This window comes from Aquimarina sp. AU119, from assembly GCF_900312735.1.
GTDB lineage: Bacteria > Bacteroidota > Bacteroidia > Flavobacteriales > Flavobacteriaceae > Aquimarina > Aquimarina algiphila.
Genome location: NZ_OMPF01000004.1, coordinates 111,411 through 127,218 on the forward strand (window position 1 = coordinate 111,411; position 15,808 = coordinate 127,218).

14 protein-coding genes are annotated in these 15,808 nt (G+C 32.4%); 4 read left to right on the forward strand and 10 right to left on the reverse strand.

The window, feature by feature from the left end; genetic code table 11:
* Positions 1-30: 30 nt before the first annotated feature.
* From DK442_RS05100 to DK442_RS05140, 9 genes are all read right to left on the reverse strand, one after another.
* Complete coding sequence (locus DK442_RS05100; RefSeq protein ID WP_109434785.1) at positions 31-852, reverse strand: hypothetical protein; 822 nt, start codon at positions 850-852, stop codon at positions 31-33.
* Positions 853-980: 128 nt separating this feature from the next.
* Positions 981-1,406 (reverse strand): VOC family protein, encoded by a 426-nt coding sequence (locus DK442_RS05105; RefSeq protein WP_109434786.1) that lies wholly within the window; start codon positions 1,404-1,406, stop codon positions 981-983.
* A 46-nt stretch (positions 1,407-1,452) separates the two neighbouring features.
* Complete coding sequence (locus DK442_RS05110) at positions 1,453-2,409, reverse strand: DUF4440 domain-containing protein (RefSeq protein ID WP_109434787.1); 957 nt, start codon at positions 2,407-2,409, stop codon at positions 1,453-1,455.
* 100 nt (positions 2,410-2,509) lie between these two features.
* Entirely contained in the window at positions 2,510-3,379 is an 870-nt protein-coding gene (rluF, locus tag DK442_RS05115; protein ID WP_109434788.1) for a 23S rRNA pseudouridine(2604) synthase RluF, read from the reverse strand.
* A gap of 64 nt (positions 3,380-3,443) precedes the next feature.
* Positions 3,444-4,457: an SIMPL domain-containing protein gene (locus DK442_RS05120; RefSeq protein WP_109434789.1), complete on the reverse strand. Its 1,014-nt coding sequence runs from the start codon at positions 4,455-4,457 to the stop codon at positions 3,444-3,446.
* A 200-nt stretch (positions 4,458-4,657) separates the two neighbouring features.
* A complete protein-coding gene (locus tag DK442_RS05125) occupies positions 4,658-5,497 on the reverse strand; it encodes an alpha/beta hydrolase (protein WP_109434790.1) in 840 nt (279 codons plus the stop codon).
* Positions 5,494-5,862 (reverse strand): cupin domain-containing protein, encoded by a 369-nt coding sequence (locus tag DK442_RS05130; protein ID WP_109434791.1) that lies wholly within the window; start codon positions 5,860-5,862, stop codon positions 5,494-5,496. Before DK442_RS05130 ends, DK442_RS05125 begins: the two co-directional genes overlap by 4 nt.
* A gap of 11 nt (positions 5,863-5,873) precedes the next feature.
* Positions 5,874-6,440 (reverse strand): hypothetical protein, encoded by a 567-nt coding sequence (locus tag DK442_RS05135; RefSeq protein WP_109434873.1) that lies wholly within the window; start codon positions 6,438-6,440, stop codon positions 5,874-5,876.
* A 41-nt stretch (positions 6,441-6,481) separates the two neighbouring features.
* Positions 6,482-8,014, reverse strand: a complete 1,533-nt coding sequence (locus tag DK442_RS05140; protein ID WP_109434792.1) for a helicase HerA-like domain-containing protein — start codon at positions 8,012-8,014, stop codon at positions 6,482-6,484.
* 111 nt (positions 8,015-8,125) lie between these two features.
* Between DK442_RS05140 and DK442_RS05145 the strand changes: the two genes are divergently transcribed.
* Positions 8,126-8,581, forward strand: coding sequence for a RidA family protein (locus DK442_RS05145; RefSeq protein ID WP_109434793.1), 456 nt, complete (start codon positions 8,126-8,128; stop codon positions 8,579-8,581).
* A gap of 50 nt (positions 8,582-8,631) precedes the next feature.
* Positions 8,632-9,279, forward strand: a complete 648-nt coding sequence (locus DK442_RS05150) for a 7-carboxy-7-deazaguanine synthase QueE (RefSeq protein ID WP_235010909.1) — start codon at positions 8,632-8,634, stop codon at positions 9,277-9,279.
* Positions 9,280-10,903: 1,624 nt separating this feature from the next.
* Here DK442_RS05150 and DK442_RS05155 read toward each other — a convergent pair.
* The gene (locus DK442_RS05155; protein WP_109434795.1) at positions 10,904-11,437 is read right to left on the reverse strand and encodes a DUF2911 domain-containing protein; all 534 of its coding nucleotides are present in this window, start codon (positions 11,435-11,437) and stop codon (positions 10,904-10,906) included.
* Positions 11,438-11,696: 259 nt separating this feature from the next.
* Between DK442_RS05155 and asnB the strand changes: the two genes are divergently transcribed.
* Both asnB and gyrB read left to right on the forward strand, forming a co-directional pair.
* On the forward strand, positions 11,697-13,382 hold the full coding sequence (gene asnB, locus DK442_RS05160) for an asparagine synthase B (protein WP_109434796.1): 1,686 nt from the start codon (positions 11,697-11,699) through the stop codon (positions 13,380-13,382).
* A 405-nt stretch (positions 13,383-13,787) separates the two neighbouring features.
* Positions 13,788-15,728, forward strand: coding sequence for a DNA topoisomerase (ATP-hydrolyzing) subunit B (gene gyrB / locus DK442_RS05165; protein ID WP_109434797.1), 1,941 nt, complete (start codon positions 13,788-13,790; stop codon positions 15,726-15,728).
* Positions 15,729-15,808: the final 80 nt, after the last annotated feature.

The following is a 15,808-nucleotide window of genomic DNA, read 5'->3' on the forward strand; positions in this document are numbered from 1 at the left end:
AAACTTTTAACGATTGTCTAAGGAAAAAGATTATTTTACATTTAATAAGGCATTATATGCATCAAGAACATTTTGTATTGCTTTTTTTTCAGCTTTACTTATCGTCTTTGTGTTTAAATCGTCTTTACCAACAAATTTTATCTTAGCTACTTTACTAGAAGCAATAGCTTTAATCATTGGCATATCCAATTCTTTAATTACTCGATCTAACCACTCTCTTTTTCCGCCAGATTCTTCTTTTGAATTAAATTCTCCTGGAGTAGCCTCTTCTATTTCAAAAGTTTTCCCGTCCACATCTATTTCCATTCGTTGTATGAATAACCAATCTTTTTTGGTAAAATGATTTATAGATAACCCTAACCAAGGTTTGCGCTTTTCTTTTTTACCAATATATGTCTGAATGTAACTCTTATCATTTGATTGAGTAGAAGAATTATCAGAATACCAAGTTACTTCATTAGCTACATCATATTTCTTTTTCATATTAGAAAGTGCCTTTTGGTAGGCTTCATTATTGCCTTCTTTCTGATCTTCTTTTTCTAAAGCTTCAGCATTTGCAAGAATTTCTTTTTCTACTTTTTTTAATAATTTTTTACCTTTTTTACCTTCACTCGAATTAGGAAATTTTTCAACCAAAGCTTTTAATCGATCTCTACTTTTGGTATAATCCAAATTGTCATAATATTCATTTGCTTGCTCAAGAATTTGATGGGGTGTGAGTTGGCATTCTGCAATCTTTTGTTTTAAATTTTCGTTTTCCTTCTTTAGTCTATCAAATTCCTCTTGAGGGACGCCACAACTAACAGCAAATAGTAATGATAGTGTATAGATTATTAAACTTGTATTTTTCATAGATGGAGAGTATTTTATAGTCTATATTAGTGTTGTTTTTATATTAAGAATTATCATCAATATACTAAAAAAGTCCAAAAACTCATAATTTTATGTTAAACGGATTTTTTTGTTATTCGTTTAATAGATTATTTTTGGAATATTAAGGAACTGTCTTTAAAAGATTTAAATTCTAAAGCATTGCCACAGGGGTCATAAAAAAACATTGTAGCTTGTTCTCCAGTTTCTCCTTTAAATCTAATATAAGGCTCAATTACAAATTGCACTTTTTTTTCGATAAGTTTTTCTGCGAGACTTTCCCAGGTTTCCCACTCGAGAATAATTCCAAAATGGGGAACAGGAACATCTTTACCATCTACAGGGTTACTATAGTTATCTTCAGAACTGAGTTTGGGTTTATAATGAATCACGAGTTGGTGACCAAAAAAATTAAAATCTACCCAATGATCACTACTTCGACCTTCTTCAAGTTCTAGAATGGTATTGTAAAAATTTCTGGCTGCTTGTAAATCATGTACCGGAATTGCAAGATGAAATGGAGATAATATGCTCATTGTAAAGGTAGAATTAGTAAGTATTTATTAAAAAAATGAATTCTGATTAATCTTTTATTCTGTTCCATATATCCAGATACATTTTCCATTCGTTGTTTCTTTTTTTCCAGATGACTACGTATTTTCCTTTATATGATATTTCGGTACCATCATCATTTTTATTCTTCCCCTTATATATTCCATAATCATGGGCTGTATCACCAAGAATTACAATTTCCTCAGGGATGATCTCATGTTCTATAGGAGTATATCCTGATGATCCTGACCATCGTTTTTTAATGGCTTCATATCCTTCTATGATAGGAACATTTGTAGGGAAAATTTTGCCATTATTGGTATAGGCTTTTGCTAAAGCTTCATAATCTTTTTTTAGGTAGGATGCAGAAAACGCTTTTGCCGCGGCTTTAATTTGTTCTTCATCAGAAAGTTTTTGAGTATTTTTTCTTTTTTTACAGTCAATTTTCCATGTTGGAAAAGAAATAGTTTCTTTTGTGTCTACCCATTCACCTATCCACTTATAGCTATCATTATTAATATCATAAAAGCTAAGTTTATAGAAGCCATCTATACCATTGGGAGCTTTTTGTTTTTTATATAAAACAATTTTCCCTTCTTTTTTATTTCCTTCCCAGACAGATAAAACGGTCGTAGGTTTTGCAGAGGAGTAATAATGTACGTACCATTTACTACTATCCGCAATAAACTGCCGGATACTTCCAGAATGCTTACCATCTGCTTTATTGGTTTGATCCTGAACCGCCATTCCGTTCATGATATATTTAAATTCCCAGGTCATTTTAACGGGCTCTGCCCATGTTTGATCTTGATTTCGAGTTTGAGATAAGCAGTCACATACCCCGATGAGAGGAGCAAAATCAAGAATTTCTTTAGGAGCATTTGGATTAGGTTGTCCAAAGGGATATGCTTCAGAAGGTTCATATTCAGTTTGACCCCATGCGGTGATGTTAAATAAAAAAAACAGAAAGAAAACAGACCTTACCATTTGGTTTATAGATTGATTAGTAAGGTAATTTACTTATTTTGAGAAAGTGATAAACTTTAAGAAGACGAAATTAGGATATAATTAACAACAATAATAAGATTTAATTTCTTCGATCTCTACGTCTTCTGCTTCTTGGTTTAGAAGTATCTTTTTCAGGAAATGTTTTTCTTTTGGAATTATTTCTGAAATTTTGTTTTGACTGATTATTGTGACGTGATGGTTTTGATTCTTTTATCACTGAAGCCTCTTCTGTTTTGCTAGAATCCCCTACATCGGTATTAATGATACGTAATTCTTCATCTGTCAAATCTCGCCATTCTCCCACCGGAACGTCTAGTATTACATTCATAATCCGGATTCGTTTTAGCCGTACTACATCATACCCTAAATATTCACACATTCTACGAATCTGCCGATTAAGTCCTTGTGTTAATACAATTCTAAAATCATATTTATTAATCTGTTCTACTTCGCACTTTCGGGTTACTGTATTAAGAATTGGAATTCCGTTCCCCATTCTTTTTATAAATTCTGGACTGATCAACTTATTTACAGTGACCAGATATTCTTTTTCATGATTATTTCTAGCCCTAAGAATTTTATTCACAATATCTCCATCACTAGTTAAAAAGATGAGGCCTTCACTAGGTTTATCCAATCTTCCTATTGGGAAAATACGTTTGGGGTAATTGATATAATCAATAATATTATCTTTTTCTTCCTGCGATGTAGTACAAACAATACCTACGGGTTTATTAAAAGCGAGATAAACATGTTTTTCCTTGGGACCATTAATTAATTCTCCATCAACATGTACGATATCATCTGATGAAACTTTGGTTCCCATTAAAGGAACTTCTCCATTAATGGTTACTCTTTTTTGATCTATTAGCTTATCTGCCTCGCGACGAGAGCAATACCCTGCCTCGCTAAGATATTTATTAAGTCTTGTGAACGTTTTTTCAGACATATAATTTAAATAATATACAAAGATAGTATTTAAAGATGATGGTTGTCATAAAATCATGATGCTATTAGTTCAATTGTAATTCTTTGATGTTAACATTTCCATCTGGTGAAATTAAAAAGTATTTTGGTTTTATAATTTCTTTCTCGACTGGCTTTTGTTCCTTTGGTTTTGGAGTATATTGTAGTTTTATTTCCATACCTATTTGTATAACAGGTTCTACTATTGAAGAATTTATGACCATATCATAATCTTTATATGTGATAGGATCATAATAGTATGTAGTTTGTTTTTTTGCTGTTACGATTCCTTGTTTTTTATTAAATGTTTCTAAAGAAGTGCTATTAAAAGCCTGATAATTCTTATAAAACTCCTTGGGGAAATGGCAATACTTGGTGTCTGCAATTATTGGTTCATATGATGTTAAGTCAAAACCTAAATCGGTATAAAATTGTTGTTTTTCTTTTAAAGTTTTCAGAATTTCTGCTCGTAGTTGTTTGTATACGGCTTGGATATCATTTATAAAGTAATCTACTTTGACAAGATTGTAAATCTCATTATTTGCACAGGCAGAAAGTATTTTTTCAAACTGATTTACATTAGTGAATTTTATATGAAGGTTTTGTTGTAATTCAAAACCTTTAGGTACTTCATTGTATTTTTTGCTGAATAGTTTTTTTTCTACAACCGTTTCATATATAGGAACAAATGATATTACATCGATAATAACATCTTCTTCTAAAACACCTTTACTTTGTAGTTCCTTTTTTACTTTTGCGACTCTCTCTTTCATAAGTGTATTAGTTTCTTGTGAAGTTTTTCCAATTTGCACGATGTTAAAAATCGCAGTATAAGAATCAGCAACGATATTGTTTAATACTTTGGTGTCGATTGTTATTATAGGGTTTGGTACTAGGTTTTTTTGCCTGAATTGTTGTATTTGACCTCCGTAAATATCAGCATTTGCTAATTCTGCAGGAACCATTACATTTTGCCTGGAAATAATTGTTGCATTTCCTCTGATTTGAGCTGTTACAAAAGAACTAGAGAAGACTAATAAGATATAAATTATATTTTTCATGATTTCAATTTATTGTAAATCTATATTGAAGATAGTTTTGAAGAAAACAATAATGAGTGAACAATAGATATCAATTAGGGAAGTGTTCTTTTGAAAAAGATATTTTTATAATTGTTTATTTTAATAGCAAATATGAACGAGTAGGAAGGTATAGAACAAGTAGGAAGACAATATAGCTATACTATTAAATTTATTAAAACTTAGGCTTTTAAAAAGTCAATAATCATAGTGTCTACTTCATCAAAGAATAACGAATGACCAAAATCTTCTGTAGAGATAAATTGAACTCCATTCCAGTTTTTATTAATACTTTGAGCTTCTGTATATGGTGCAATTTGATCATTGATGTCATGAATAAGCAAACCTGGAGCTTTTAAGCTTTTTGCAAAATCAGAAGCAGAAAATTCTTCAAAATAGTAACCGTGTTTATCCTTAAAATATTGATTTAGGGCAGTCATAAACTTAGAAGAGAGCCTTAATATTTTTTGATAATCTTGCATAATTCTGGATAACTCTGATGGAGGGGCAAGTACAATTAATTTTTCTATTTCCTGATCTGGATACAGATATTGCTGAAATATGGTTGTCATTCCTCCTACAGAATGGCCTAAAATATGATTGGGGCGATATAATTCTATAATCTTTTGAAGACATTCTGTGTATAATGGTACATTTAATAATTTACCAGAAGAATTTCCGTGTGCTGGTGCATCAAAGGCAACGACATTGTAACCTTCTTCCTGTAATTTTAGAATAAGTGTTTTCCAACGATGTGTATTACTTTCCCACCCATGAACCATCAATATGGTTTCTCCAAGATTAGACCATCTATAGGTTTGGATATAGGTGTCATCAACCACTACGACCTCATCTTCTGCTTCTTCTAAAAAGTACTCTTGTTCTGGTAAAACTTTTCCTTTTCTGGGAGTGCAAAATAGGATATACGCTTTGTGAATAGCTTTTTTTGGATTAAAAAAGAACAGGAGTTGGAGTTGTTTTCCAATAAGTAGCGGGAGGTATTTTTTTAATTTTTCTTTCATTCATCTTCGCGATGTACAGCTTCCATTGTAAATGCCGGAAGACAAATGGCAAGATACTCACATTCTTCATCAAAAGGGTTAGCGTATTGAATCCTTGTGTTTTTTTCAATCTTTATAGATTGTCCGGATTCTAATATTATTTTTTCTCCTTCGATTGTAAATTGTTTTTTGCCTCTTATAATATAGGTGTATTCATCAAATTCGGGTGTTTGAAAAGGTTCACTCCAATGAGGAGGAGCAATCATATGGGCAATGCTAATTTGAGAGTTTTGATCTGTTGCATTACCAAAATGTTCCTCAATTAATTTTCCATCAGTAGTAGGTACAACAAATGGTGATTTTTGGATACTATATTTTTTTTGCATTCTTCTATCCTTTAATTGTTATCCCAACTTATCCAGAAATTCTTGATTTTTGAAGAATCAGGTATATCTGCTTCTTTTATTTCGATATCTGTGGTGCCACGAAACTTTTGAGGTAATTCTTTTTTATCTATAGTAAAATATGCCTGAATACTATCTACAAATATCACAGCAGTGCTTAATGTGTTATTGATTTTTGAGACTTTATAATGATCCTTAATGTCCTTAAAAACTCCATTAGAAGATAACCCAGCTGGGGTTTTATATCTCGGGTCAATTATTTCAATACTTTTGATAATAGAACTAGGACTTGATTTTTCATCAGTTTCCAGAATTAAGAGTTTAGTACCTCCTTTTTCATAGATTTCTATTTCGTTTGCATAACCGATAGACTGATCTCCTGGAGTTCTTTTTGCAATAGAGTCTTTTGCAAAAATAGAGTCCAACTCTTTAACTTGTATTTCATTAGTTAATAGTCCTATTCTGTTAGTAGTGATTTCAAAAGGGTCTTGCTTTTTGTCATTCTGACAACTAAAAACAACTAATGAAATAGCAAAGACTTGAATAATTTTTTTTATCATGATAAGTTGATTAAATAATTTCATTTTAATAGTAACGTAAATTATTTCAATAACTTATTAAGTACACCCAAAGCGCCTCTAATAAAAGTAGCGCTAGTCAATACTTTTATAATAGCTTTTTCTGTAGTACTGGTTCTTTTGCTTCTAGAGCTGGAAGAAGAACTTCTTTTTAGTTTTTCTCTTTCTTTTTTGGCAACAGCTTTTGCTTCTTCGGCTTCTGCACTTTCTATTTTTTCATTTAAAAGCTCATAAGCACTTTCTCTATCAATTTCTTCGTTATACTTAGGTATAAGTTTTGATTTTTTTAATAATGTCTTTAATTCATCATCCGTTAATATATCCATGCGACTCATAGGAGCCCTAAGCATCGTAGCTGCTAATGGAGTAGGGCGCCCTTTTTCATCAAGAGCGGATATTAATGCTTCTCCAATTCCTAAAGAGGTCAATATTTCTTTGGTATCATAATATTCAGAAATAGGATAATTCTCAGCAGTGAGTTTGATGGCTTTTCTATCTTTGGCAGTAAATGCTCTAAGTGCATGTTGTACTTTTAATCCCAATTGGCTTAAAATTCCGTCAGGAACATCTGTAGGATTCTGCGTAACAAAATAAAGCCCAACTCCTTTGGATCGGATTAATTTGACAATACTTTCTATTTGATCCATTAATGCATTAGAAGCTTCTTTAAAAATTAAATGTGCTTCGTCAAGAAATATGATTAGCTCTGGTCGTCCGCTATCTCCTTGTTCAGGAAATGTGCCATATATCTCAGCAAGAAGACTTAACATAAATGTTGAGAATAATTTAGGTTTATCTTGGATATCGGTTAGTCTAATAATATTGATTATCCCTCTGCCATTTTCATCTATTCTACATAAATCCTGAACCTCAAAAGAGCGTTCGCCAAAAAACTGATCTGCACCTTGTTGCTCCAGTTCGACAATCTTTCTTAGAATAGCACCTGTCGATGCGGTAGAAATTCTTCCGTAATCTTTTTCTAGTTCTTTTTTACCTTCTTGCGTAGCATATTGTAATACCTTTTTTAGATCTTTTAGGTCCAAAAGGGGTAATTTATTATCATCACAGTATTTAAATATAATCGATATGATTCCCGCTTGAGTTGTAGTAACATCAAGAATTCTTGAAAGTAAAACAGGTCCAAATTCACTTACGGTTGCACGAAGACGAACACCATCTTGTTCAGAAAGAGAAAGAATCTCTACAGGAAATTCTTTAGCTTCAAAAGGAATGCCTATTTTTTCATGACGTTCATCAATTTTGGGATGCCCTGAGCTTGCTGCTGCAATTCCGCTAAGATCTCCTTTGATATCCATTAAAAGTACTGGTATTCCTTGTTCACTTAGATTTTCTGCAATTACCTGAAGAGTTTTGGTTTTACCTGTTCCCGTTGCCCCTGCAATTAAACCATGGCGATTTAGCGTTTTTAGAGGTACTTTTACGTGTGCATTTGTAATGGTCTCTCCATTATATATTGCTGCTCCCATAGTAAGAAAATCTCCCTTGGTAGTATACCCTTTGTTAATGTGATCTAAAAATGCTTGATTGTCACTCATGATTTGATTGTAATTTTTCATAAAAATAGGAATCTTAACTTTTCTATTAAAATTATAAGTTACTTTTAATGAAAGTAAATCGTATTACTAAACTTTATTATACTTTAATTCATGAAAAAAATAATAGCAATTACCTGCCTCTTTGTATTCTTAGTAGGTTGTGGTACTGATTCTTCAACATCTTCAGATACTGTAATTTTTCATAAAACCCATGAGCCTAAAAAATCAAATGCTCCTTTTTCTGATGCTGTTCAGGTAGGGAACTTGTTTTTTCTTTCAGGACAAGTCGGTATGGATCATGGTGTAAGAAAGTTAGTAGAGGGGGGAGTGACGGCAGAAACCAAACAAACTTTAGAAAATATTAAAGCGGTTCTAAAAGAACACGGTATGAAAATGGAAGATGTTGTGAAGTGTACTGTGATATTAGCAGACATTGAAGATTTTTCTTCCTTTAATGAAGTATATAAAACATATTTTCCGCAGAAACCTGCACGAACTACTTTTGCTGCAAAAGGTTTAGCTGTTGGCGCCAAAATAGAAATAGAATGCATAGCAGTAAAGCAATAATTTTGTTATAATATTCGATTTATAGTTTTGTCTTATAATTCTTTTATCTTATGTACCTTTGCAGCCTTATGCAAGAGAGTGTACAAAAATTGGTGAATGATGGTAAGATGCTTCCTTTAATGGAAGAGTTTTATACCATACAAGGGGAAGGTTTTCATAAAGGAACAGCAGCATATTTTGTTAGAATAGGCGGTTGTGATGTTGGATGTCATTGGTGTGATGTAAAAGAGAGTTGGAACGCTGACCTGCATCCTCCTACAGATACAGGCTTAATTATAGAAAATTCTTTGAAATATAGTGATGTAGTAGTTGTTACTGGTGGTGAACCTTTAACATGGGATATGAGTTTGTTAACCCAGGGCCTTAGAGATAGAGGAGCAAAAACTCATATAGAAACTTCTGGAGCTTATGCTTTGACAGGAGAATGGGATTGGATTTGTCTTTCCCCCAAGAAAGTAAAACTTCCTAAAGAAGAGATTTATCAAAAAGCCCATGAATTAAAGTGCATTGTCTATAATAAAAGTGATTTTGCTTTTGCAGAAGAACAAGCTGCTAAGGTTTCTGATCACTGTATATTATATCTTCAACCAGAATGGAGCGTTCGCGAAAAAATGATTCCAATGATAGTGGATTATGTTATGAAAAACCCAAAATGGAAGGTTTCTCTGCAGACCCATAAGTATCTTAATATTCCATAATCAAGTATATGTGTTATACAAAACATCATGACTTAATTAAATAATAAAAAAGACGAAATTACCTTTCGTCGAAAGTAAATGCCGGTTTAATCTGCCTTTTTGATTAACCAGCGATTTTTTGCGGTTACAAGAGTGTATATCCTATAAATTTGTAAGTGTAATTAAAAATCAGGATGTTATGAAATATTTTACTACTATTTTCGGATTAAACTTTAATGTTGTCATTAGTTTTTTAAAAGAACTACCAGGAGCTTCACGATACGCGATGTATAAATAATAAGAAATTAATATGAGTATGTTTTCATATTATGCATTGTCATATGTTTTGAACCTTTAATAAGAGATTGTTTAAATAAAACAATCTCTTATTTATTTGAAAAGTAAAAAACCTATTTAGGTTTATTTTTTTGAAGTACTTATTCTTGTATGTCTCTGGAAATCTGTTAATTATTTAACAAAAATCTTGTATTTTTTAATGTCTTTAATTAAATTGATTGAGAATTAATATTTAATGAATCACATATGGGGACATTTTTTACTTTTAAAGGGCTTATTTTTAAAAACATTATTAAATTCTTGAAAGATCTTCCGAGAGCATCTGCTTATGTGATGCGAAAGTGATGAAGACTACTTTTTAGACATTGAAATATTTGAAAAAAACATAAAAAAAAGAGACTGTCCCCCAGCGGTGTATAGTCTCTTTTTTTATATTTGTAATGAAGGGGAAATAATAGTATTTAGAAATAGCTGACCGGTATTGATATATCATATGGCTTTTTTGTAAATCTGAGGGGGTTTAATTACTAGTTTTAAAGAATCAAAAAGGGGGAGAAAACCCCTTAAATACAACTTTTATGTGTGGGAAATTTCTTTAAAATAAAGCGGTTGATAGTTCATTTTTATACCTCACGTCGTTTCTAAAATGCTTTATATCTAAAAACCTTGTTTGAGAAGTGTTAATTTTTTTATCTCAAATGAGATGAGTGTTATCTTTGTACAACAAATTATAAATCAAAAGATTATGAGGCTATTTTACGGTATTTTGGTTATAGATGTAAAGGCATTAAAAGCTTTTTTAAAGCAATTGCCATCGGCTTGCAGTAATGCAATCCACAGATAATTTTTTTAAAATTGTTGAGGGACAATTTTTGGAAATTAAAAAGAATAGTTTGTTAATTACAAAATGAAATTAGGGGGAAATTACCCCATTTTCCTAGTAAAAAATAACAAGCTGATTAGAATGGAAAGTACTAGAATTGAGATTTTTGTGTTTGTTATCGATAAAATCTTGATTTATATCTAAAATGCATAAATAATTATTGAAATCACATCATATTGGTGTTATATTTATGTAGTATTTAATTAATTTAAAAATAACATATGGGGCTATTTTACACGAAATTTAGATTAACTTTTAGAGTCGTAATGGATTTTCTAAAAGAGTTACCTGGAGCGTCTGGTCACGCTATCCACAGATAACTAAAAAAAGAGAGGAGATAATATCTAATCTCTGTTGGGGGAATCATTAGTATCAACAAATACTATATGAGGTAAAAAATAGCATGAAACGTCCGAAGTTTCATGCTATTTTTTTATTGGTTTTTTTAAACTCTAAGTTTCTTGTTTATAGGTAAAAAGGAACTTCTACCCGAGCTTTGTCCCATCCCATAACCATATGGTACCCTTTGTCAACTTTTTTGAAAGCTATAGAAAATACTTCTAATTCCTCTCCACTTGCAGCCGGAACCTTAATTCTTGCAACATCTTTGCTTTCATCATAAGTATATGCTCCCCAGCTGTCTAGGTCAGAATTTAGAATTATAGTCCATTCCTTCTCTCCAGGTATTGTAAATAATGAATATGTACCTGCCTTAACAGTTTTATCTCCCATTTTTACATCCTGAAAGAATTTAATTTCTGTAGCTTCATCAGCACCAGTTCTCCAAACCTTGTCGTAAGCGGCTAAATTACCAAAAATTTGACGACCTTTTTTTTGTGGGCGACTATATACAACTTTGATTTCTGGTTTAGCACTTCGGTCTTTCTTTGCATAAGAAATGTCGGTAGGGCTTTTTTGTAACCCAGCAAATTTTTGAGCATTTACAGTTGATAATGTTCCTATCAACATAATTGCAACTAATAAGATTGATTTTTTCATAAGAGTGATTTTTGTTTTTATGACAGACGTAAAGATATACTCGAACTTACAAGCGAAATGTTAATCGTATCTATAAATTGTGTTAAATGTTGTTGGTGACAGTTTGATAGTATTTATAAAGGTATTGCTTAATATTTGTTTCATTTTTATGGTTATAGTGTTTTTTTAGTTATAATTTGTAGTCTATTTAAGCTTTATTGTTTTTATAATGTAACTATAAGTACATCTTTGACTTCTCAAATCATAGAAAAAGAAGAATATGTGTGGAATTGTTTGTGCTTTTGATTTAAAGCAAGATTCAGAGGTTTTAAGACCTCAATTACTGGAGATGTCAAAAAAAATTCGTCATAGAGGTCCGGATTGGAGTGGGATATATTCAAATGAACATGCGATATTGGCGCATGAGAGATTGGCAATTGTTGATCCGGTGTCTGGTAAACAACCTCTTTTTAGTGAAGATAAGAAGTTAGTGCTTGCTGCTAATGGAGAAATTTATAATCATAGAGAGATTCGTAAGCAATTCGAAGGAAAATATAATTTTCAGACAGAGTCAGATTGTGAAGTGATATTAGCTTTATATAAGGAAAAAGGTGCTGATTTTTTAGATGATCTGAACGGTATTTTTGCATTTGCTTTGTATGATGTGGAGAAAAACACATACCTTATATCAAGAGATCATATGGGTATTATTCCTTTATATATGGGATGGGACCAAAATGGTAGCTTTTATATAGGTTCAGAATTAAAAGCTCTAGAAGGAGTATGTACAAAAATAGAATTGTTTCCTCCTGGGCATTACTTGTCTGGTGAAGAGGGAGAATTGAAAAAATGGTATGTAAGAGACTGGGAAGACTATGAAGCTGTAAAGGAAAATCAAACAAGTATTGATGAGCTTAGAGATGCGCTTGAAGCAGCTGTTCATAGACAATTAATGTCTGATGTTCCTTATGGAGTATTGTTGTCTGGTGGATTAGATTCTTCGGTTACTTCAGCTATTGCAAAAAAATATGCAGAAAAACGAATAGAATCAGATGATGTAAAAGATGCCTGGTGGCCAAAATTACATTCTTTTTCTGTTGGATTAGAAGGATCTCCAGATCTTGAGGCAGCACAAAAAGTGGCAGATCATATTGGTACCGTTCATCACGAAATTAAATTTACAATACAAGAAGGCCTTGACGCTATAAAAGATGTTATTTATAATTTAGAAACCTACGATATAACAACAATTAGGGCGTCGACTCCAATGTATTTGATGGCTAGAGTTATTAAGTCAATGGGGGTGAAAATGGTACTTTCTGGAGAAGGAGCTGATGAGATTTTTGGAGGATATCTTTATTTTCATAAAGCACCAAATGCTAGAGAATTTCATGAGGAGACTGTGCGTAAACTTGATAAACTTCATATGTATGATTGCTTGCGTGCAAATAAATCACTTGCCGCATGGGGGATCGAAGGACGTGTACCATTTTTAGATAAAGAATTCATGGATGTGGCCATGAGAATTAATCCAAAAGATAAAATGATTAATGGAGAACGAATGGAGAAATGGGTTATTCGTAAGGCTTTTGAGTCATATTTACCAGAAAGTGTGGCTTGGAGACAAAAAGAACAGTTTTCTGATGGGGTTGGATATAGTTGGATAGATACTTTAAAAGAAGTAGTTGAAACAGAAGTAACGGATGAACAAATGGCAAATGCGCACTTTAGGTTCCCGATTCAAACTCCCCAGAATAAAGAAGAATTCTATTATCGTTCAATTTTTGAAGGGCATTTTCCTAGTGATGCTGCAGCTATGAGTGTGCCTCAGGAGCCATCGGTAGCATGTAGTACAAAAATAGCATTAGAGTGGGATGAAGCTTTTAAAAATATGAATGATCCAAGTGGCCGAGCAGTAGCTAACGTACACGAAGAGGCCTATGAAGCCGAAGAAGTCGTGCAATAAACATACAATTTATTTTTATTACTAACTAGAAGTTGAGTTAATTGAGATGTAAAGCCCTGAGAAGAATTTCTTGGGGCTTTATTATTTAAAAGGAAATTTACTTAGAATTATCTTTTATGTCTTTTCTTTGAGTTTTGTAGGCGTAATAGTGAATTAATGTATTGTATTCATTTTGAAGTGTCTAGGTTATTAAATCAGAAAAGGCTTTAAAATGTTATTATAATCTTAAATTCAATTTAAGGCTGTTTTTATCAGTTTTAAGAGCATTTTTTATTTTTCTGGTACTATTCTTAACTAATTGTTGATAACTCTTTAAATCATCTTTGATAAAACCCTTTTATCCTTTTACTGTTTTTTTATCTTTGTTTGTTGTCAAAAAAATAAAATAATTAATTAAGGGATTTTATGAGCGAAGAAGCTAATAAGAAGAATTACTCGGCAGATAGTATTCAAGCACTCGAGGGAATGGAGCATGTTAGAATGCGACCATCCATGTATATTGGTGATGTAGGGTCTCGAGGATTACATCATTTAGTATATGAAGTTGTTGATAATTCTATCGATGAAGCATTAGCTGGGTACTGTGATTCTATACAGGTAACCATAAATGAAGATAATTCTATTACGACAAGAGATAATGGTCGTGGTATTCCTGTTGGAATTCATAAAAAAGAAGGAGTTTCTGCCTTAGAGGTTGTAATGACCAAGATTGGTGCAGGAGGGAAATTCGATAAAGATTCTTATAAGGTATCTGGAGGACTTCATGGAGTAGGAGTTTCTTGTGTTAACGCTTTATCAGATCATTTGCATGCTATTGTTCATAAAGATGGAAAAGTTTGGGAGCAGGAATATGAGAAAGGAAAGCCTCTTTATCCGGTTAAATCAACAGGAGATACAGATTTTAATGGTACAGTAGTTACTTTTAGACCTGATCCAACAATTTTTCAGCAAACATTAGAGTATAATTATGATACTTTGGCGAGTCGTATGCGAGAATTGGCATACCTTAATAAAGGGATAACTATTACTTTAACCGATAAGCGTCACCAAGATGAAGAAGGGAATAATGTTTCAGAAACTTTTCACTCTGAAGAAGGATTAAAAGAGTTTGTTAGGTTTTTGGATACAAGCCGCAGTTCTATTATTGCTGATGTGATTTCTATGGAGGGAGAAAAGAATAACATCCCAGTAGAAGTTGCGATGATTTATAACGACTCATATGCAGAGAATCTACATTCTTATGTAAATAATATAAATACCCATGAAGGAGGAACTCATCTTTCAGGGTTTAGAAGAGGTCTTACTTCTACACTTAAAAAGTATGCAGATGCCTCTGGGTTATTAGATAAGCTAAAGTTTGAAATTGCAGGAGATGATTTTCGTGAAGGATTAACTGCAATTGTATCGGTAAAAGTTCAGGAACCACAATTTGAAGGTCAGACAAAAACCAAGTTGGGGAATAGAGAGGTGACTTCTGCGGTGTCACAAGCTGTTTCTGAGATGTTAGAAAATTATCTTGAAGAAAATCCTAATGATGCAAAAACCATTGTACAGAAGGTAATTCTTGCTGCGCAAGCACGTCACGCTGCTAAAAAAGCACGTGAGATGGTACAGCGTAAGTCGGTGATGAGTATAGGAGGGTTGCCTGGTAAACTTTCAGATTGCTCAGAGCAAGATCCTGCATTGTGTGAGGTGTTTCTAGTCGAGGGAGATTCTGCAGGAGGAACGGCAAAACAAGGACGTGATCGTATGTTTCAGGCTATTCTTCCGTTACGTGGAAAAATATTGAATGTTGAAAAAGCAATGCATCATAAAGTTTTTGAAAATGAAGAAATCAAAAATATATTTACAGCATTAGGAGTAACGATAGGTACAGAAGAAGATAGTAAAGCATTAAATCTTTCAAAATTACGTTATCATAAGATCGTGATTATGTGTGATGCAGATGTCGATGGTAGTCATATCTCTACATTAATTTTGACATTCTTTTTCCGTTATATGAAAGAATTAATTGAAGCAGGGCATATTTATATTGCTGCGCCACCTTTATACTTAGTGAAAAAAGGAGCCAAAAAGCAATATGCCTGGAATGATGATCAGCGTGATATGATTGTAAAAGAATTTGGAGAAAATTCAAAAATACAACGTTATAAAGGTCTTGGGGAGATGAATGCAGAACAGTTATGGGATACGACGATGAACCCAGAATATAGAACTATGAGACAAGTAACCATTGATAATCTTACAGAAGCAGATAGAATTTTCTCTATGCTTATGGGAGATGAGGTTCCACCGCGTAGAGAGTTTATAGAAAAGAACGCTGTTTATGCAAATATTGATGCATAATTAGTGTTTTGATATGATATTAAAAAACCGCCATATATTTGTATGGCGGTTTTTTTTATGGATTTATTAACGTTTTTTCT

Coding starts and splice junctions, on each gene's coding strand:
- DK442_RS05125 (WP_109434790.1), bottom strand. CDS start 5,497: ATGAAAGAAAAATTAAAAAAATACCTCCCGCTACTTATTGGAAAACAA.
- DK442_RS05145 (WP_109434793.1), top strand. CDS start 8,126: ATGAAAAAAATAATAGCAATTACCTGCCTCTTTGTATTCTTAGTAGGT.
- DK442_RS05100 (WP_109434785.1), bottom strand. CDS start 852: ATGAAAAATACAAGTTTAATAATCTATACACTATCATTACTATTTGCT.
- DK442_RS05110 (WP_109434787.1), bottom strand. CDS start 2,409: ATGGTAAGGTCTGTTTTCTTTCTGTTTTTTTTATTTAACATCACCGCA.
- DK442_RS05130 (WP_109434791.1), bottom strand. CDS start 5,862: ATGCAAAAAAAATATAGTATCCAAAAATCACCATTTGTTGTACCTACT.
- DK442_RS05120 (WP_109434789.1), bottom strand. CDS start 4,457: ATGAAAAATATAATTTATATCTTATTAGTCTTCTCTAGTTCTTTTGTA.
- DK442_RS05140 (WP_109434792.1), bottom strand. CDS start 8,014: ATGAGTGACAATCAAGCATTTTTAGATCACATTAACAAAGGGTATACT.
- gyrB (WP_109434797.1), top strand. CDS start 13,788: ATGAGCGAAGAAGCTAATAAGAAGAATTACTCGGCAGATAGTATTCAA.
- rluF (WP_109434788.1), bottom strand. CDS start 3,379: ATGTCTGAAAAAACGTTCACAAGACTTAATAAATATCTTAGCGAGGCA.
- asnB (WP_109434796.1), top strand. CDS start 11,697: ATGTGTGGAATTGTTTGTGCTTTTGATTTAAAGCAAGATTCAGAGGTT.
- DK442_RS05155 (WP_109434795.1), bottom strand. CDS start 11,437: ATGAAAAAATCAATCTTATTAGTTGCAATTATGTTGATAGGAACATTA.
- DK442_RS05135 (WP_109434873.1), bottom strand. CDS start 6,440: ATGATAAAAAAAATTATTCAAGTCTTTGCTATTTCATTAGTTGTTTTT.
- DK442_RS05105 (WP_109434786.1), bottom strand. CDS start 1,406: ATGAGCATATTATCTCCATTTCATCTTGCAATTCCGGTACATGATTTA.
- DK442_RS05150 (WP_235010909.1), top strand. CDS start 8,632: ATGTACCTTTGCAGCCTTATGCAAGAGAGTGTACAAAAATTGGTGAAT.